This window comes from Paenibacillus sp. GSMTC-2017 (genome assembly GCF_016019935.1).
Classification (GTDB): Bacteria; Bacillota; Bacilli; order Paenibacillales; family Paenibacillaceae; genus Pristimantibacillus.
On the sequence record NZ_JAECMT010000003.1, the window covers coordinates 758,043 to 776,645 of the forward strand.

Below are 18,603 nucleotides of genomic sequence, written 5' to 3' on the forward strand. Positions count from 1 at the left end.
TATGAAAAAAAGTAACCGGACAAAGTCAGCAGTAAAGCGATTAATACTTGCATTAGTATTTTTAACTATGACAATAATTGTGTTATCTGCCTGTGGCAACGGAGCTAATCAATCAGGTCAAAGTGGAAAGCTAAAGATTACGACGACAACAGGCATGATTGCGGATGCAGTCAAACAAGTAGGCGGCGAATATGTGGAAGTTACTGGACTAATGGGAGCAGGCATCGATCCCCATCTCTACAAAGCTTCTCAAGGCGACGTAAAGAAACTGGATCGAGCAGATATTATTTTTTATAACGGACTTCATTTAGAAGGGAAAATGGGGGAAATCTTCGAGCGATTAGAGAAGAGTAAGCCCGTTGTTGCCATTTCCTCGAAGCTTGAAGAATCTCAATTACAGAGTGGTTCTGCAGCAACAGGAGGAGCGACTCATGACCCTCACATTTGGTTTAACGTTAAGCTTTGGATGACCTCAGTAGAAGTTATTCGAGATACATTGGTCGAAAAGGATAGTGCCAATGCAGAACATTACAAAGCTAATGCAGCAGCGTATCTAGTTGAGCTTCAGAAGCTTGATGTGTATGCGAAAGAGCAGATTGCTATTATACCAGAGAAAAATCGTATATTAGTAACGGCACATGATGCTTTCGGCTACTTTGGCAAGGCATATGGAATGACAGTAACAGGTTTACAAGGGATGAATACGATGTCTGAATATGGTTCTAAGGATGTTAGTAAATTGCGTGATTACTTAGTAGAAAACGAAATAAAAGCAGTATTTATCGAGTCTAGTGTCTCTCCGAAATCAATCGAGTCAGTCATCGAAGGAGCAAAAAAATTAGGACATAACGTTACAATTGGCGGTCAGCTTTATTCGGACGCAATGGGTGATGAAGGAACGCCAGACGGTACTTATATCGGCATGGTAAAACATAATATAGATACGATTGTAAAATCGTTGATGTAACGATTTTAAGCTACAGCGAGAGTGAGTGATAATATATGAGTAATGCTGAAACTAAATTGTTGTCTGAGGCAGGTTTGCATATCGCACCACTAACCATTAACGGTCTAAGTGTAGCTTACCAAAAGAAACCTGTACTTCGTAATGTAACCTTTGAAGTCAATGAAGGTGAGTTAGTCGGCGTAATAGGGCCTAACGGAGCAGGGAAATCAACCATGATGAAAGCTGCGCTTGGATTGATCCCAACTATAAGTGGTGAAGTGCTTGTTTATGGCAAGCCATATAAAAGTCAGCGCAAACTAATCGGGTATGTTCCACAGCGGGAATCAGTGGACTGGGATTTCCCAACGAATGCACTTGATGTTGTGCTCATGGGTACTTATGGTCGGTTAGGCTGGTTCGGCAGGCCGAGATCGAAGGAAAAGGCACTTGCTATGGAGTGTTTGGATAAGGTCGGAATGGCAGATTTCGCAGACCGTCAAATAAGTCAATTGTCAGGTGGGCAGCAGCAACGAGTTTTTTTAGCTAGAGCTCTTGCTCAGAACGCAAAATTATATTTTATGGATGAACCTTTTGCTGGAGTAGATGCTGCAACTGAGAAGGCGATTATAACACTTTTGCAAGAACTGAAGAAACAAGGAAAAACCGTCATCGTTGTACATCATGACCTAGCGACTGTAGAACAATACTTCGATTCCGTTCTCTTGCTAAATGTAGAATTACAAGCATATGGACCAACTGCAACTACGTTTACTCAGGAGAAATTGCAATGCACATATGGTGGTCGATTAGCATTTTTGAATCAAGGTGCTGTGGTCTCTAGCCATAATGGCAATGGGGGAATGTAGTCATGAAAAATATTACGGATATGCTTGCAGATCCAAATATGCAGTGGATCTTCCTTGGATGTATGTTGTTAGGTTTGAGCAGCGGAGTCATTGGAAGTTTCTCTTATCTTCGTAAACAAAGTCTAGTCGGAGATACACTTGCTCATGCAGCTTTACCGGGGATATGTATCGCGTTTATGCTAACAGGAGTGAAATCGATAGGTGTCTTTCTTATAGGAGCTGCTATTTCAGGCATTATCGCCACGTTCGGAATCGGCTTTATTACAAGGCATTCAAGATTAAAGCAGGATGCTGCGCTTGGTATAGTATTAAGTTCATTTTTCGGTCTTGGCATCGTATTATTAACCTTTATTCAACATGGTGATTATGGTAATCAATCGGGTTTAGATAAATTTCTGTTCGGGCAAGCAGCCGCTATGGTCGGTTCAGATGTCATCATTATGTCCATTATAAGTATTTGTTTAATAACGGTTTGTACACTTTTATTTAAACAATTCAAGCTCATATCTTTTGATCCCGGATTTGCAAAAGGAATAGGTTATCCAGTTGCTCTACTTGAGCAATTGTTGATGTTATTAATTGTTGTTGCTGTTGTTGTTGGCATTCAAGCAGTAGGAGTCGTACTTATTGCTGCCTTATTAATTACGCCTGCTGTATCGGCGAGATATTGGACGAATCGACTTGGAATTATGGTAGCTTTAGCAGGTTTTTTCGGCGCTCTAAGCGGTGCATTAGGTACGTGGGTAAGTTCATCCGTATCTAATCTACCTACTGGGCCAGTAACTGTACTCGCAGCTACTTTGTTTTTTTTAATATCGATATTGTTCGGACCTCAGCGAGGTTTACTTGCAAGGGCATTAGTTCGCACTAATGTAAAAAGGAAGTTCGAACTAGAAGGCGAGCTGGTTAGAAGGGAACGGATGAAGGAGGAGACTGCATCATGAGTGACTTCTGGATATTGTTAACTGGCTCCTTAGTTGCAGCTTGCTGTGGTATAGTTGGTGTTTTCCTTGTACTACGTAAGATGGCCATGATTGGAGATGCGATTAGTCATTCGGTTATGCCGGGAATTGTTATTGCATTTCTGCTGAGCGGCTCTAGAGATTCATTACTCATGATGTTTGCTGCACTTGTGTTTGGTTTATTAACTACGTTTCTGATCGGAATGTTTGAACGTAGTGGCATCCAGTCGGATGCGTCAATTGGAGTAGTATTTACAGCTTTATTTGCAATTGGAGTTATATTGGTTAGCTTGTTTGCTAGACAAGTGCACCTCGATCAGGATGCGATTTTATACGGAGAAATTGCTTTTGTACATTGGAACATTTGGGAGCTTGGCGGGGTCAATATGGGGCCGAAGGCAGTATGGCTGCTAGGTGCTACACTTCTCATCATAGCTACTGTAGTTGGGTTGTTTTACAAACAATTCAAGTTATGTGCGTTCGACCCTGCACTTGCCGCAGCGATAGGCATACCAGTTGCTTTGTTCCATTATTTGCTCATGGGTTTAGTTTCCATGGCGACGGTAAGCTCATTCGAAAGTGTGGGCGCCATATTAGTAGTTGGCTTACTCATTATTCCAGCATCGACCGCTTACCTGTTGACGGATCGGCTTGGTGTAATGATTATGTTAAGTATTATAGTTGGAGTAGCAAGTACCTTCACTGGTTATGGTATATCCATCATTTTGGATGCATCCATCGCAGGGTGTATCGTGTGTGCTGCAGGACTGTTGTTTGTATTAGCTTTTTTGTTTTCTCCTTCTCAAGGAATCGTTATCCGCAAACTACGCCAGCGTAAATTATCTGTTGAAAGTGTGAGCATAGCAAAATAATTTCATAAATATAGTTCGTAACGAAAGATGTAAGTACAGAGGATGTCTGTTCAGGTCAATTTCCGTTGACTGTAACAGCCATCCTTTTTGTTTTGATTTGTGATAAAATAAGTTATATGTACGGATCGGACAAGGAGATGGGCAACATGACGAAATTCAAACTTATTGCTTTAGATATGGATGGTACTCTGCTTAATGATCAGAGTGAAATAAGTAATGAAAATGCTGAGTGGATTAAACGGGCGATGGATGCTGGCGTGACGGTCATCTTATCTACAGGGAGAGGTTTCCATAGTGCATTGCCGTTTGCAGAGCAGTTGAAACTTAATACACCGATGATTACCGTTAACGGTGGTGAGATATGGACGAAACCTCATGTGCTTTATAAGCGTACTGAGCTTAGTCACTATTATGTAAAGCGACTACATGAGCTGGCGCTTCAGCATGGCGATACGTGGTTTTGGGCGTATACAACGGACACTATTTATAATAAAGAACGTTGGTTTGACGCTACTCACAACTATGATTCTTTTAACTGGTTGAAATTTGGCTATTATACAGAGGACGACCTTGCACGTGAAAGTATTTTAGCTGAAGTTGAGAGCTGGGGCGCACTTGAGATTACTAATTCTTCGCTACATAATATCGAACTTAATCCACAAGGCATTTCAAAAGCTAGCGCACTTAAAGATCTGTGCAAATGGATGAATATCGATATGTCTGAGGTTGTAGCAGCAGGGGACAGCCTTAACGATATTGCTGCGATTAGAGAAGTGGGGCTAGGTGTTGCAATGGGTAACGCTCAAGATGCTGTAAAGCAAGCTGCTGATGTTGTCACTGTAACAAACAATGAGAGTGGTATTGCAGAATTAATTAAGAATTACGTATTGCAATAATGTTGTAAACAAAAAGAAGGGGATATGATGATATGGCTATGGACATTTTAGGCTGGAGTTTAGTTGTTATTTTGTTTATCCTCGGTATGGCGGGTACAATTTACCCTATATTACCGGGTGTAGTTGCCATCTACGGAGCATTTTTTGTTTATGGGTTTTTCTTTTCATTTAGTGAATTTGGTTGGTTCTTCTGGATTATTCAAACGTTAATTCTTGTTATTTTGTTTATTGCAGACTATGCGGTCAGCGCATGGGGCGTCAAACGATTTGGGGGAAGTAAAGCATCCATAGTTGGTACGACGATAGGACTTATTTTTGGACCATTCATTATTCCTGCATTTGGTTTAATTATTGGTCCGTTCGCAGGTGCAGTTATTGGCGAAATGATATCGGGTAAAAACTTTGAACATTCTCTTAAAGTAGGATGGGGTTCACTGGTAGGATTATTTACTAGCGTAATTGTGAAAGTTATTTTGCAGCTCGTAATGATCGTTCTATTCGTACTTTGGTTAGTATTCTAAAGATACGCTAGGATCGATTAAGCAACTGCGGTCGATCACTATTACTGAATAAGGGGACAATGAAGTTTCAGCCATGTTAAAAAAAGACTCATTAATTAAAGGTACGCTCATTTTAGCGGCAGCAGCGTTAGTAGCTCGGTTTTTAGGTTTATTCCAACGGATTCCGCTTGATTACATGCTTGATTCCGAAGGTATGGCAGCATTCGTAGTTGCTAACCAAATATATTTGGTACTTCTTATTCTTGCTACCGCTGGTTTTCCGAGTGCGCTTAGCAAAATGGTTTCTGAACGTTATGCACTGGGCAAACCAGAAGAGGCAAAAAGGATCTACCATGCGGCACTTATTTTCGGTGCAGTGACAGGTCTTATACTTGCTTCATCCATGTTTATTATGGCGCCCTTTTTTGCAGACTTTGTTGTTAACCAACCAAATGCTGATCTAGCTATTAGAGCGATAGCACCTGCATTGTTACTGTTCCCAATTATTGCAATGATGCGTGGATATTTTATGGGAAGACAGATGATGTCTGCTGGTGGTACGTCGCAAATTGTAGAACAATTTCTACGTGTTATTGTAGGTATTGGATTAGGTATGCTTGTTCTTAGCCTCGGATGGGGTACTCGTTGGGGTGCAGCTGCAATCACATTCGGTAGTTTCATAGGTAGTATTGGTGCATTGTCCATTATGCTCGTATTTGCTCGCAAACTGAAACGTCAGGATGCAGAGATGAATGAGCGATTTAATGGTGAAGCATCTACGGCAATAATGTCGCCAAAAGGTACTGATCGTTCACCATCAACGATTAAGTTCAGAACGATTTACAAAGAAATATTAAAAATGTCATTACCGTCACTTGTGACATCGATGGCAATCAATTTTATTTACTTTTTTGACTTAGCACTATTTATGAGACTTACAGAAGCCTATTACCCATATGCAATTGCAACGGATGTCATGTCCGATTTTGGTGGTAAAGCTCAATCGCTTGCAGGCATTCCGCCTATACTCGCGATCGCGCTTGGTTCCTCAATTATACCGATTATAGCAACTGCATACTCGATCAAAAACTTTGGTGAAGTACAACGTCAAGCATCTGTTGTTCTTCGCATCGTATGTTTTACTGGAGTACCAATCGCATTGCTTCTTACGATTGCTTCATATTCGATTACAGGTCTTCTTTTTGAATCAACTAGTGGTTACGAAGCGGTTGCGATGTTATGTGCGGGTACGATCCTTCAAATTACGATGATGACATCCAACTCCATTCTTTATGGTATGGGTAAGCAAAAGGTGTCTATGCGACATACACTTATCGGTCTGTTCCTGAAAGTTGTAGTGAGTATCGCACTTGCACCTTTCTTAGGTGTTTTCGGACTAATCATCGGCTCTACGATTTGCTTTATCGTTGTAACGATGCTTAACCTTCGCTGGATTAATAAGGAAGTAAAGCTTCATGTATTAGGCAAGCGTTGGGTCTCTTATATAATAGCGGTCGCAATAGCTGCACTCGGTGGCTGGGGAGCAGAAGTTGGTGTACTTGCTTTGACAGGTAACTGGCATGCTAAGCTCTCGTTTTTTGCGGCGGCAACAATCGCTGCTATTGTAGTTGGCGTGATGTATGTTTCTATGTTAATTCTGTTACGTGTTGTTACACCGGAAGATGTAAACTCATTCCCTGGAGCGCTGCGTAAGCCGTTTAAAAAGTTAATGCGAGTGTTTCACAGAGGAGTAGCCTAATTGTATGAATAAGAATGAGACTCATGCTTAGTGTGTGAGTCTTTTTTACTTTTTTATGACAACTTACACCAAAAACTGTTAGGTTGTCGAAAAAGTTGGTAATTCCCTTATAAACCATACATTTACAACGTACTCTATTTTCCATTACAATAGATGAAGTCTATCAAACAATTGAGTAGATAAGGGAGAGAAATAGTAGAATGATAAATAAGTTTAAGTTCAAGAGGTTATCAATGCTTCTGTTAGCGTTGACATTATTGATTGTTGCAGGTTGCCAATCAGTTGGTGGATTAGATTTGAATAAAACGCTTAAAAATGTACTCAAAGTTACATCTAGTGAAAGCAAGCAATCAGTAGAATTTCAGTTACATATGAATGATGAGTTTCTAGAGGAAAATGACGAAGAGTATACAGAACTTATTAAATTATTATCCCATGTTACTGTGCAGCTTGATAACGTGAAATTACAAGACGCATCACATGTGTCAATGGAAGGTAGTCTTAAGCTCGGTAAAGAGATAGAAATCGGGTTTGATCTACAAGCTAATGATAAAGCGTTAGTAATTGATGTTGATGGAGCAAAGGCACCGTTCACATTTGACCTAACAGGCGAAAAGCTACTGGAAATGAGTGGATTGACGCCTGAAGAAATAGAAGAAGCAACTCCAACTTCTACACTTAGTAATGAGTCAATGACTAAAATTGGTAAAGAAATAATTGATATTGTTGGTGAATATGGTATTAACAACTTGCCTAACCCAACAAATATTAAAGTAAGTCCAGTTAATGAACCGATTAATGGTATTAACACCTCATTGATGCATGTACAAGCTTCGTTAAATGGCACTGAATTGTTAAGCTGGGTTAAATCTTATGTAGATGCGCTCGTGAATGATCGTGCTGGACTAGATGCAATGGTTTCGGGCATTATAAAGGTGTTAGCAGCGAACCCAGACATTTGGGCTTCTATTGGTGAAGTAGATCCTTTCAATACCGGTGAACTAGATGCAATGACGCAAGACGAATTTGCGAAAGAATCATCTAACGCAATTGCTGAGATGTTAGTTATGCTTCAAGAAGAGATTGAATCGTTCGATAAGTCTGAAGATGAATCGATGAAAGAAGTGTTTACTAAAGATTTAGTATTGAAAACAGACTTTTACGTAGATAGCAATTTAGATATTCGTAAGCAACAAGTGGAACTTAGCTTCAAACCTGAAGCAACTACTGAAGATGAACTTCTTCCTTTTATTGGATTCACACTTAAAGCAACATCAGAACAATGGAATATTAACGGTGCAGTAAAAGCTGACGCTCCAGTCGTAACAGATGACCATGTTGCAGTTGAGGATCTTATCTCGCTACAAGGTTATCAGACATTAAAGCTGTTTGACGAAAAATCAGCAATTTACGATCTTCTGAAAAATAAGCTTCATATTGCTAAACAATCATATATGGCATTTTCTGATGATTATTATAATGCACCTATCATAATGCCTGGTTATGTAACGATGGTAGCTGCACGTGATGTAGCCGATGTTTTCGGAGCGACAACAACTTATGATCCAGCAACAAAAAAAGTAACCATTTATGATGAAGCAACCGATACAACAATTATTATTCAATCAGGTAGCAGTACAGCTGTCATTAATGGTAAAAAGGTTGATTGGAAGTTGCCTGTTATGAATTTTGATGGCTCTTTGTATGTTCCAGCCCGTAAGTTTGCTGAAGCGCTTGGAGCTGATATTAAATGGGAAACTTTAGAGGAAATTGAAGCGAAAATATTGACAATTGAGCGTGAGCTGTAGGAGGTAAGTACAACATGAACAAACTAACTACTGACCCAGAGTTCCGCGATGCGACTGCGGGAGAGGGACTTGTCATTGCAGTATTCAAAACGACCTGGTGCAAAGACTGTCATTATATTAATCCATTTATGCCTGATTTAGAGAAAAAATATGAAGGTAATGTTCGTTTTTTTGAAATTGATCGTGATGATCTGCCAGATCTTTGTTCTGAACTTAACATTTTAGGTATTCCGAGCTTTATCGCTTTCAAAAATGGGAAGGAAGTTATCCGATTCGTTAGCAAGCTACGGAAAACTCGCGAAGAGATCGAGGAGTTTGTAGATCGTGCGATCGAAGTAGGCAACGCCCTAAGTTAAGGAAGTACAGAAGAAGAAGTCCGTATGAAGAAGAGGTAATAATCCTCTTCACATGCGGGCTTTCCTTTTTGTTCACAATCATTTAACATACCCCAAGTGTCACATTTTCAACATGGCTTTTACCCTTAGTTATCGCTATAATTGAACTGTCATATTATACGGAAAATAGGTGATTTATTATGGTAACCGGCCGTTTTCGCGCGTTTGCAATTGCAGCGTGCATCGGAATGCTACTTGTACTTCTTGCCGGAGCACTCGTCACGAACACCGAATCAGGCCGAGGCTGCGGAGATGATTGGCCGCTATGTCACGGTAAGTTTATTCCTGCGTATACGCTCGAATCAATGATTGAATATTCTCATCGTGTTGTTAGTGCCTTGGAAGGCATACTTGTTTTAGGAGTAGCGATTGCTGTTTACAGGAAATACAAAAAGAATCGCGAAGATTTTAGAGAAGCATTATTTTATTCAGGATCAGCACTGTTTTTCACTGTTGTACAAGCTTTGATGGGAGCAGCTGCAGTTATGTGGCCACAGTCTCCACCAATTATGGCTATTCATTTTGGTATTTCTTTAATTGCATTTGCTGCTACAATGCTACTCGTCATTTGGACCTATCGAGTCAAAGACGGGCGACAAAAAACATTTGTTGTACCAAAAGCTATTTATCCTAGAGCCCTTATCGTTTCGATTTATTGTTATGTGGTCGTTTATTTAGGAGCATTTATCCGTCATACAGATTCAGCAGGCGGATGTGAAGGCTGGCCGCTTTGTAATGGAGAGGTCATACCAGAGCTGTCCGGAGCTACTGGAGCTGTTTTCATTCATCGTATTGCTGCTCTTATTCTTGGACTTATGGTTGCGGGACTTTATTTATACATCAAAAAAGTTACCGTTTCAGAAGAAGGCTTAACGAAGCCGACAGGCTGGGTACTGGCTTTGATCATTATTCAAGTATTTAGTGGAGCACTACTTACAGCCACTATTGGCGACGCTAATGTATTTATTTTCACAAGCTTGCTTCATAATGTAATTGTCGTCATTTTGTTCGGTATATTAATGGACGTTCTTATCCGTTCATGGAGATTTAGAGAAGGCCGCAAAAATCAATAACAGATGTAGGAGGCGAAAGTTATGCTTCATTTTATGTTTGGCGAGCAAGAGAAGGAACAGAATGAGGCATTGACAGACACCTACACTTTTATGGATCAATTTGCCGATGCTATGGTGAGGCGGATTAAAGGTGGTCAAGACACTACAAATAAGCTTCGTAAGTTTGAAATATGGACGCGTGGTCTTCGCTCGTCACTAATGGAGCTAGAACAAAGCCAATTTGCCGCATCTCGCTTCAAAGAACGTATTAAGTCGGCTTCAGTTGATGGTATGTCGGGGGAAGAGCGACTGAACTACGAGCGTTATGTTTATTTTGACAAAAACAGCTTTATACGTGTCTTTTCATTACTAGACAAATTGGGTACGCTGCTTAATGAGCTACTCGACATGAAAACGGAGAAAGTTAAGCCACATTTTTCATATTTTACAGTGCTTAGGCATATGAGAGAACGTAACGCTCACCCTGATTTAACATGGAAGCTTAGTGCAATTAAAGAGCAATACAAAGAGCCGATGAATCGTCTTAGAAAAAGAAGAAATACAGAAATTCATTATATGAATTCGGAGATGCAAGATGATCTCATTCAAAATCAGCGTATGTACGGTGAGCAAATTCCGCTAGAAAATCTTTCTTTGCAAGCCGACGACTTAGCAGCGTGTTTAGTTATGTCGATTGAATCGCTCAGACTTACGTTTCAATATGCCTGTGTGCTCATGAGAAACAAGACTGTATAATTCCGGGAGAAGGTGGAACGCTCGTGGACCTTAAGGGCAGAACTGCGTTAGTAACAGGAAGCGCTAAAGGACTTGGCAAACGAACTGCGTTGCAACTTGCGGAACAAGGTTGCAACGTCATTATTAATTATTTGGAAAGTGAACAAGAAGCTCATCAGGTGAAGGCAACGATTGAAGAACTTGGTGTTAAAGCGATAACTGTTCAGGCAGATATTACCTCCATTGAAGGCGCTCATAAACTAGCCGACGAAGCAGAACGATGGGCGGGCGGCGTAGATATTCTCGTTAATAACGCAGGCCCATTCGTTCGAAAGAGGCGTTTGTTCAGCGAATATGATGAAGAGACGATCATTAAGCTGCTACATGGTAATTTACTTAGCGTCATGCTGCTGGATCACAGGCTGTTACCTGGAATGCGTGAACGTAGATGGGGACGAATTATTCACTTCGGCTTCGGACACGCGAACGAAGCTAGAGCATGGCCTCATCGTGCCGTATATGCCGCTGCTAAGACTGGACTCGTATCGTTTACAAAGTCTTTGGCAGTAGAGGAAGCGCCATTCGGCATTACTGTGAATTTAATTGGTCCTGGCGATATTAGAGGTATTAACAAGGAACGATCTATTGATGAAGTAGAAGCGGATTATGATGCAGAGACGCCGATGGGACGACCGGGTGTAGGGGAAGATGTAGCAAGAGTGATCTTGTTCCTCTGTGAAAATAAGTCTAACTTCTTAACGGGCAATGTCATTGATGTAACAGGTGGCTTCGATCCGATCAGAGCGAACATTAAAGGCATGTTCTAATAGTGCTAACACAAAAAAAGAGTCTTATCCGGGGAGGTGAAGCATTGCTTCACCTTAAGGATAAGACTCTTTATGTGTTAGAATACTTGAACGACTTCGATTACGCCATCTACCTCTTCAAGCAACGCACGCTCAATACCAGCCTTTAGCGTGATCGTGGAGCTTGGGCAGCTTCCGCATGCACCCACTAGACGAAGCTTAACGATGCCTTCTTCAACATCCACTAATTCAACGTCGCCGCCGTCCCGCTGCAGGAATGGACGAAGCTTATCAAGAACGTCCAAAACTTCATCATACATTGTATCTTGTACCTGTTCACTCATTGCAATCAACTCCTTTCTACCCTATTATAGTACAAAGTGAAGCAATTGAAAATGGATCGTAATCCGCAATTATAAAAAGTAAGGTGATTCCTATGTTCAAACCAATGATAGAATTTTGCGCAAGCAATATGCATCATGGCACCGATGAGATTATGGATCGAATGGAACAAGATGATTCCTTTGAAGTAATCGAATACGGTTGTTTAGGCAATTGCGGCGAATGTTACTTAAAGCCGTTTGCATTAGTAGATGGAACAATCGTTGCTGCCGATTCAGTAACAGAGTTGTATGACCGTATTATTGCAGCCATCAAACAACAAGAAGCAGATAAAGATGCGCTTGATAAATTAATTGATGATCTGTAAATACGATTAACCCGAATGCCTCTTCGAACGCCACAAGATACCACTTTTTACTAGACGGGGCACTTTTCCTAAAATTGGAGTGCCTCCCATTATGCCGAATCCGCTTTTTTTGCCAAGCGAGCCAAGAACACCCTTAAGCTTAATCGTGCCAAGTCTAGGAGTCTTACCTTGCCAGATTGCATGAAGGACTTCAGCAATTTGTTTGCCCTGTGCTCCGGCAGCTTGCCCACTTGGTGATAGTGATAGTGCAGCACAATCCCCAACAACGAATATGTTCGTATAATCTGGAAGCTGATGATAGCCATTAATGATTAGTCGTCCCTGTGAGTCTTTAGGGAGATCGATCCGTTGAACAAGCTCAACAGGCTGTATACCAGCAGTCCATACCGTTACGTCCGTATGGAAGGAGCTTGAAGTAGCGGAATTGTACAGTATCCCTTGCTCCAAGCGTGTAAGGGATACACCACCCCACATTTCTACCTCATGTTCTGTAAACCATTCAGCGACGTAATCTTGAAGTCTGCCAGGGAAGGATGAAAGCACTTTAGGTCCTCTATCTATAATACGAATATTAAGATCAGGACGACTTTCACGAAGTTCAGATGCAACCTCAACTCCGCTTAATCCTCCACCAACAATAGAAATTTGCCCATAAGGCTTAACGTCATTTAGAAGGGCGTATGTTTTTCTTGCAGCAGAAAACGTTTGTATACTTGTTGAATATAGTTCTGCGCCTTCAATACCATGATACTTATCCGTACATCCAAGACCAATAACTAACCAGTCATAAGATATAGGATCTTGATCTTCAAGCATAACGAGCTGCCGTTCTTTATCAATTTCTGTTATTTCGCCATAAGTCAGTTTTACGCGAGGATCAGAAGGGAATTTCACCCTTAAATCGAGATCCGATACTGTTCCAGCAGCAAGAGCATAATACTCCGTTTTTAAGCCTTGGAAAGGCATTCGATCAATCAGTTCAATCGCAATGTCACTCGGCAGTTGTTTTTCTAACAGTTCGTTAATAATAGCAGCTCCACCGTAGCCGCCTCCTAAAATGACTAATTTTCTCATTGGTTTCCCAGCTCCACGTTTCGTGATGTTGGTAGTAGGTTGTGCCTACAACCGCTTGTTTAATCATTCATAAATTTTGATTTCGTTGTAGAAAGTGTCCCGTTCAACAGGTATTCTTCCTGCACCTTTAATGAGCCAGATCAGATCTTCACGAGTAATACCTTCTGGTGTAAGTGCTCCGGCAGCATGGCTTATTTTTTCTTTGACGATTGTTCCATGTGCATCAGATGCACCCATAGTTAAAGCAACTTGAGTTAGCTGTACGCCGATGTTAATAAAATAAGCTTTAATATGCTGGAAGTTATCAAGCATTAGTCGACTTATCGCAATCGTCTTCAGATCCTCAAACGCTGAGTTGCGGCGTCTGATACCTGCCTTTGGATTTATCGGCTGCATGGAGAGTGGAATGAAGACTAAGAAACCATTTGTTTCGTCTTGAAGTTCACGAATATGCATCAAATGGCGAATCCGATCTTCTTTCGTTTCAATTGAACCGTACAACATCGTTGTATGTGTTCGTAATCCTAGTTCATGAGCTGTCCGATGAACGTCAAGATATTGGGAAACATCCGCTTTAGTGACGCGCATCTTTTTGCGATAATGATCCGACAAAATTTCTGCACCGCCACCAGTAAGTGACTGTAACCCAGCTTTCATAAGCTCCTGAAGCACTTCTTTATAAGTAAGCCCACTAATACGGGAGAAAAAATCAATTTCTGCTGCCGTATAAGCTTTAAGCGTTACGTCTGGATAGTGTGCCTTCAGCGCTTTCAGTGAATCTACATAATATTGGAACGGAACATGTGCATTATGTCCGCCAACAATATGGAACTCACGTACACCTGGGTGGAAGTGCTGTTCAACGTACTGAATCATTTGTTCGCCAGTTAGCGTGTATGATCCAGGTTCTCCTTCGTCTTTACGGAAGTTACAGAAAGCACAATGGGCTTCGCAAACGTTTGTGAAGTATAGGCTCATATTTTCGATAAAATAAACCTTTTTACCGTTTTTACGCATATTGACTTCGTTCGCCAGCTGACCAATCGTTAGCAGGTCATCCGACTCATATAAGAAAACACCGTCTTCCAAAGTCAAACGCTGTCCATGACGCACTTTTTCGATAATATGTTGCATATGGTTTTCCTTAGTCGGAATTACAACGTTCATGGGAAAGCCTCCTTCATATCTTTATGGTACGTTACAGGATAGTTTGTGAAAAAAATAACAAGCAATCACAATTAATAAGCTCTAACTATTATAAACCTCACACGTAACTCGGGCAACAAGAAAGTCATTCAAGTTAAGAGAAACAATACAATTGTGATGGAATAAAGCAACTTGCCCATTAAGCTTGAGGAAGTAATCAAGGTGGAGTATACTATGGATAAGTAAGTGAACGATAGAGTATTGGATGGAGGGATGTAAATTGATCACGATTAGTGAGTTAGCATCTGAAAAAATAAAAGAAATGTTGGAGCAAGAAGCATCGCCTGATTTATTTCTACGCGTTGGTGTCAAAGAAGGCGGCTGCACTGGTTTTTCTTACGGCATGGGTTTCGATGATGAGCAGAACGAAGGCGATCAAACGATAAGTCAAGAAGGTCTAAAGATCGTTGTCGATGGCGACAGCGTTAAATATTTGCACGGTCTAGTTATCGATTATAAGGAATCCGCTATGGGCGGAGGCTTCACAATCGAAAACCCTAATGCAAGCGCAACGTGCGGCTGCGGATCTTCGTTCCGTACAGCATCTGATGCAGGTAAACCTGCTGCTGAAGGCGAGTGCTAATATAACTGAGCAAGTCCCTACACATAATACGTGTAGGTTTTTTTATTAAAGAGCAGCTTGATTAGTCACAATCGAAGGAGTATGAGAAGCGATGAGAGAATGTATTTTTCACTTTAAGGTCATTAGAGGAAATAAGACAGAGACGCTGCGTGCATTAATTATGCTAGACAGTAATAAAACGCCTACAATTACTGATTTTATAGAAGCATTCGAGCAACTTGGTTATCATGTTAGATTAGAGAATGAGCATGAGCTTATTTTTGCACCTAAAGGCGGGAAAGAGGACTATAAACTTGATGTAACCCGTATTGAAATAAAGGGTGAAACGGACGAGCAGTCGCAACATGATGGTGAGCTTAAAGCACTTGTTGAACATTTGGTACGTCGTAATTAGTGAGGTTATTTCGTAATTAAACTAACGCTTATTTTTCTTAATGAAAAGAAACAGCCAATGCATAATTTGGCTGTTTTTTTTGTGAAATAGTTAGTCTGATTAATCATTTAGAAGTAAGTGATTGATGTTCCTGATGAAAACATTTATATACAAATGAGTAAAAATTATCTATTCTATTCTAGAGTCTCAAACTATATGAACTCAAATTGTTTAAAGAGAGGAATGTTGCGAATTGATTACTAGTTATAAAAGTGAAAGGGAGGTAGATGATAACTTATATTTAAAGAAGTTTCAAAATGTAAGCGCTACAATGGCCTGTCTACTCGTCTCGAAATTATATGTTTAATAAGGGGTGTTGGTGAATGGTAAAGTTTTGGAATGAATCAGTATGGTCAGCATGGCTGGTTACACTAGTAAGAATTGTATTAGGATATGAATGGTTAACTGCAGGCTGGGGCAAGTTGAATGGAGACAAACCATTTGATGCTACTGGTTTTATAACAAATGCACTTTCAAATCCGGTTACGGATAGAGCTACAGGTGATCTCGTTTATCCAACGTATATATCATTTCTAGAGAATATAGCACTTCCAAACGTTAAAGTAATTAATATATTAGTTCCTTGGGGAGAGTTTCTTGTTGGTCTAGGTTTAATCTTGGGAGCGCTAACATTGACGGCAGCATTTTTCGGAATATTTCTAAATTTTCTCTTTATGTTTTCCGGGTCAGTAAGTGTAAATCCATGGTTATTACTTCTTGGTTTTCTAGTATTCCTGGCAGGCAGCAATACTGGACGTTTTGGAGCGGATCGTTATTTACTTCCTTGGTGTAAGAGCTATTTCACTAAGTTGTTTGGTGGGCAGAGTAAGTCGAGTGGGATAAGTGCAAATAACGGGAGTGCGTAACGGTATTGAATTCTTTTAGTGCGTTTGAACGGCCTTCGCATATTTGCGGAGGCTTTTTTGTTCATATTTTACGCTAAGTTCGACTCTAATTACAGTATTTGTTTATAATATGAAGGAAACCATATCATCATTTTCGTAGAGAAGTTGAACTTTTAGGGGGAGTCACACATCATGTATCGCATATTCATCATTGAGGATGACATAAAAATTGCAACAATATTAAAAAATAAGATGGAGCAATACGGGTATATTTCACAAGCGGCTACTCAGTTCCAAGAGTTGATGCCTGAAATCGAAGCTTTTGATCCACAGTTAGTATTGCTTGATATTAATCTACCTTATTTCGATGGCTATTATTGGTGTAGACAGATTAGAACACGTTCCAGCGTTCCTATTATTTTTATTTCTGCGCGTTCTGGTGAGATGGATCAAGTAATGGCTATCGAAAATGGCGGAGACGATTATATAACGAAACCTATTCAGCTTGAACTGTTAATGGCAAAAGTACGAGGCAGCTTACGTAGATCGTATGGGGAGTATGCTCCGGCGATAAGCGCTACTGATTTTCCGGATGGAGCGGGTAACGAGAATCGTCAAGATTCTTCTGAACTTGCTGTGCAAGGTCTAAGGCTATATATGAGCCGCAACGAACTGGAATGGGACAAGCGGCGTGTAGAGTTAACGAAAAATGAAGGGTTGTTAGCTGAATGTTTACTTCGTAAACCAGGGCAAATTATTTCCCGTGAGCAACTATTAGAAGCTTTATGGGACGATGTGCAGTTTGTTGACGACAATACGTTAACGGTTAATGTGACAAGACTGCGCAAGAAGCTGGAGGAACTGGGTCTTCCCAAAATTATTGAGACGATTCGAGGACAAGGATATAAGCTTTCAACGTACCCGCTTGGCGAAGGTGAGGATTAATGAGTAGAAGCGAACTAGGAATATCGATCGTTTTGTTTATAAAGGATCGTCTTTTATATATGTTGAGCATAGTTGTCATTATCGGGTTGGGATGCTCTGTCTATTTTTTGGAGCAAAAACGTTATCCGGGCTTAATCGAATCAGGAACAATCATTTATTTTGTAATATTGGCTTTGTCTGTACTTGGTGTATGGCTTGTTCTTGATTATGTCAGGCAACGTTATTATTTTAAACAAGTGATTGAGGCTCTCAGACGATCCGATGAATTAAATAGTGCAACAATCGTCCATTCAATCGTGACCGAAGAACAGAAGTTAGTGTCTAGCTTACTTCAAGAACAACATCGGGCTTATTTGAATGAGCTTAACAAATACCGACGGCAGCAGGAGTTACATAATCACTTTGTTCTTCAATGGGTGCATCATATGAAAACGCCAGTATCAGTTGTTGATCTATTGATGCAAGAGGCTGTTCATCAGCAACCTACCACAGAACATGTAGTTAAATCATTAATAGATAGTGTACAAGAAGAAACGGAGCGAATGACGCGCGGCTTAGATATGATGTTATATACGGCAAGGCTAGATAAATTTGAGCTAGATCTTCATGTACGCAGAATAGCACTGCATGAGAAGATACGTGGGGCAATTAATGAGAATAAACGGCTATGTATAAAAAATGCTATCTTCCCTCGAATAGAAGGGGAGGCATGGATGGAAACAGATGAGAAGTGGATTTTGTTTGTTATTAACCAGCTTATTGGCAACGCGATTAAATATAGCAAAGGAAAACAAGGTTCAAAACTATTATTAATTCGCCTTACAACGCAGGGAGAGGGTATTGGCAAGCTTGAAGTAATTGACCAAGGTATTGGTATCGCTTCCCATGATCTATCTCGTATATTTGATCCGTTCTTTACTGGTGAAAATGGGAGAACGACTGGTGAATCAACAGGTATGGGACTTTATTTGGCAAAACAAGTTTGTTCTCGTCTAGGGCATAGACTTACCGTTTCATCAGAGCTCGGTACAGGAACAACGTTTACGATTCATTTCGAGCCGAGTGGAATACATGTAATGGATTAGTCCTTATCAGGTGACAATAATGTAAGGTTCTCATTTATGGATTGAAAGGGAAATCGATGGGTCGTTTTTCTCCTCAGGTATATACTCGGTACATAGAGCAAAACACAATAAAAATTCCGAGGGGGA

Annotated in this window: 21 protein-coding genes; 18 read left to right on the top strand and 3 right to left on the bottom strand. The window is 40.5% G+C overall.

What is annotated here, in order from left to right:
* The first annotated feature begins 1 nt into the window (after position 1).
* The 12 genes from I6N90_RS15445 (at position 2) to I6N90_RS15500 (ending at position 11,618) form a co-directional block, all read left to right on the top strand.
* Complete coding sequence (locus tag I6N90_RS15445; RefSeq protein ID WP_197936483.1) at positions 2-967, top strand: metal ABC transporter solute-binding protein, Zn/Mn family; 966 nt, start codon at positions 2-4, stop codon at positions 965-967.
* Positions 968-1,002: 35 nt separating this feature from the next.
* The gene (locus tag I6N90_RS15450; RefSeq protein WP_232243013.1) at positions 1,003-1,812 is read left to right on the top strand and encodes a metal ABC transporter ATP-binding protein; all 810 of its coding nucleotides are present in this window, start codon (positions 1,003-1,005) and stop codon (positions 1,810-1,812) included.
* 2 nt (positions 1,813-1,814) lie between these two features.
* The gene (locus I6N90_RS15455; RefSeq protein ID WP_197936484.1) at positions 1,815-2,756 is read left to right on the top strand and encodes a metal ABC transporter permease; all 942 of its coding nucleotides are present in this window, start codon (positions 1,815-1,817) and stop codon (positions 2,754-2,756) included.
* Positions 2,753-3,646, top strand: coding sequence for a metal ABC transporter permease (locus I6N90_RS15460; RefSeq protein WP_232243014.1), 894 nt, complete (start codon positions 2,753-2,755; stop codon positions 3,644-3,646). Before I6N90_RS15455 ends, I6N90_RS15460 begins: the two co-directional genes overlap by 4 nt.
* A gap of 146 nt (positions 3,647-3,792) precedes the next feature.
* Entirely contained in the window at positions 3,793-4,542 is a 750-nt protein-coding gene (locus tag I6N90_RS15465) for a Cof-type HAD-IIB family hydrolase (RefSeq protein ID WP_197936485.1), read from the top strand.
* Positions 4,543-4,580: 38 nt separating this feature from the next.
* Complete coding sequence (locus I6N90_RS15470; protein ID WP_197936630.1) at positions 4,581-5,063, top strand: DUF456 domain-containing protein; 483 nt, start codon at positions 4,581-4,583, stop codon at positions 5,061-5,063.
* A gap of 73 nt (positions 5,064-5,136) precedes the next feature.
* The gene (locus I6N90_RS15475; protein WP_197936486.1) at positions 5,137-6,801 is read left to right on the top strand and encodes a putative polysaccharide biosynthesis protein; all 1,665 of its coding nucleotides are present in this window, start codon (positions 5,137-5,139) and stop codon (positions 6,799-6,801) included.
* A 233-nt stretch (positions 6,802-7,034) separates the two neighbouring features.
* Positions 7,035-8,609: a copper amine oxidase N-terminal domain-containing protein gene (locus I6N90_RS15480; RefSeq protein WP_197936487.1), complete on the top strand. Its 1,575-nt coding sequence runs from the start codon at positions 7,035-7,037 to the stop codon at positions 8,607-8,609.
* A 14-nt stretch (positions 8,610-8,623) separates the two neighbouring features.
* Positions 8,624-8,965 (top strand): thioredoxin family protein, encoded by a 342-nt coding sequence (locus I6N90_RS15485; RefSeq protein WP_197936488.1) that lies wholly within the window; start codon positions 8,624-8,626, stop codon positions 8,963-8,965.
* A gap of 179 nt (positions 8,966-9,144) precedes the next feature.
* Entirely contained in the window at positions 9,145-10,077 is a 933-nt protein-coding gene (locus I6N90_RS15490) for a COX15/CtaA family protein (protein ID WP_197936489.1), read from the top strand.
* A 21-nt stretch (positions 10,078-10,098) separates the two neighbouring features.
* A complete protein-coding gene (locus tag I6N90_RS15495) occupies positions 10,099-10,812 on the top strand; it encodes a Cthe_2314 family HEPN domain-containing protein (protein ID WP_197936490.1) in 714 nt (237 codons plus the stop codon).
* A 23-nt stretch (positions 10,813-10,835) separates the two neighbouring features.
* On the top strand, positions 10,836-11,618 hold the full coding sequence (locus I6N90_RS15500) for an SDR family oxidoreductase (protein ID WP_197936491.1): 783 nt from the start codon (positions 10,836-10,838) through the stop codon (positions 11,616-11,618).
* Positions 11,619-11,695: 77 nt separating this feature from the next.
* On the opposite strand, the gene I6N90_RS15505 is transcribed toward I6N90_RS15500, so the two are convergent.
* Positions 11,696-11,941: a NifU family protein gene (locus tag I6N90_RS15505; RefSeq protein ID WP_197936492.1), complete on the bottom strand. Its 246-nt coding sequence runs from the start codon at positions 11,939-11,941 to the stop codon at positions 11,696-11,698.
* 92 nt (positions 11,942-12,033) lie between these two features.
* Here I6N90_RS15505 and I6N90_RS15510 point away from each other — a divergent pair, with 92 nt between their 5' ends.
* Positions 12,034-12,306, top strand: coding sequence for a YuzB family protein (locus I6N90_RS15510; RefSeq protein ID WP_197936493.1), 273 nt, complete (start codon positions 12,034-12,036; stop codon positions 12,304-12,306).
* A 6-nt stretch (positions 12,307-12,312) separates the two neighbouring features.
* On the opposite strand, the gene I6N90_RS15515 is transcribed toward I6N90_RS15510, so the two are convergent.
* Positions 12,313-13,380 (bottom strand): NAD(P)/FAD-dependent oxidoreductase, encoded by a 1,068-nt coding sequence (locus tag I6N90_RS15515; protein WP_197936494.1) that lies wholly within the window; start codon positions 13,378-13,380, stop codon positions 12,313-12,315.
* A gap of 63 nt (positions 13,381-13,443) precedes the next feature.
* The gene (gene mqnE / locus I6N90_RS15520; protein WP_197936495.1) at positions 13,444-14,547 is read right to left on the bottom strand and encodes an aminofutalosine synthase MqnE; all 1,104 of its coding nucleotides are present in this window, start codon (positions 14,545-14,547) and stop codon (positions 13,444-13,446) included.
* Positions 14,548-14,806: 259 nt separating this feature from the next.
* On the opposite strand from mqnE, the gene erpA reads away from it, so the two are divergent.
* The 5 genes from erpA to I6N90_RS15545 all read left to right on the top strand — a co-directional run bounded on the left by erpA (position 14,807) and on the right by I6N90_RS15545 (position 18,477).
* Positions 14,807-15,169 carry an iron-sulfur cluster insertion protein ErpA gene (gene erpA / locus I6N90_RS15525; RefSeq protein ID WP_197936496.1) on the top strand — a complete coding sequence of 121 codons (363 nt, stop codon included), beginning with the start codon at positions 14,807-14,809 and terminating at the stop codon, positions 15,167-15,169.
* Positions 15,170-15,260: 91 nt separating this feature from the next.
* On the top strand, positions 15,261-15,563 hold the full coding sequence (locus tag I6N90_RS15530) for a hypothetical protein (protein WP_197936497.1): 303 nt from the start codon (positions 15,261-15,263) through the stop codon (positions 15,561-15,563).
* Positions 15,564-15,925: 362 nt separating this feature from the next.
* Entirely contained in the window at positions 15,926-16,468 is a 543-nt protein-coding gene (locus tag I6N90_RS15535; protein WP_197936498.1) for a DoxX family protein, read from the top strand.
* 171 nt (positions 16,469-16,639) lie between these two features.
* Positions 16,640-17,392, top strand: a complete 753-nt coding sequence (locus tag I6N90_RS15540; RefSeq protein ID WP_197936499.1) for a response regulator transcription factor — start codon at positions 16,640-16,642, stop codon at positions 17,390-17,392.
* Positions 17,392-18,477: a sensor histidine kinase gene (locus I6N90_RS15545; protein ID WP_197936500.1), complete on the top strand. Its 1,086-nt coding sequence runs from the start codon at positions 17,392-17,394 to the stop codon at positions 18,475-18,477. Before I6N90_RS15540 ends, I6N90_RS15545 begins: the two co-directional genes overlap by 1 nt.
* Positions 18,478-18,603: the final 126 nt, after the last annotated feature.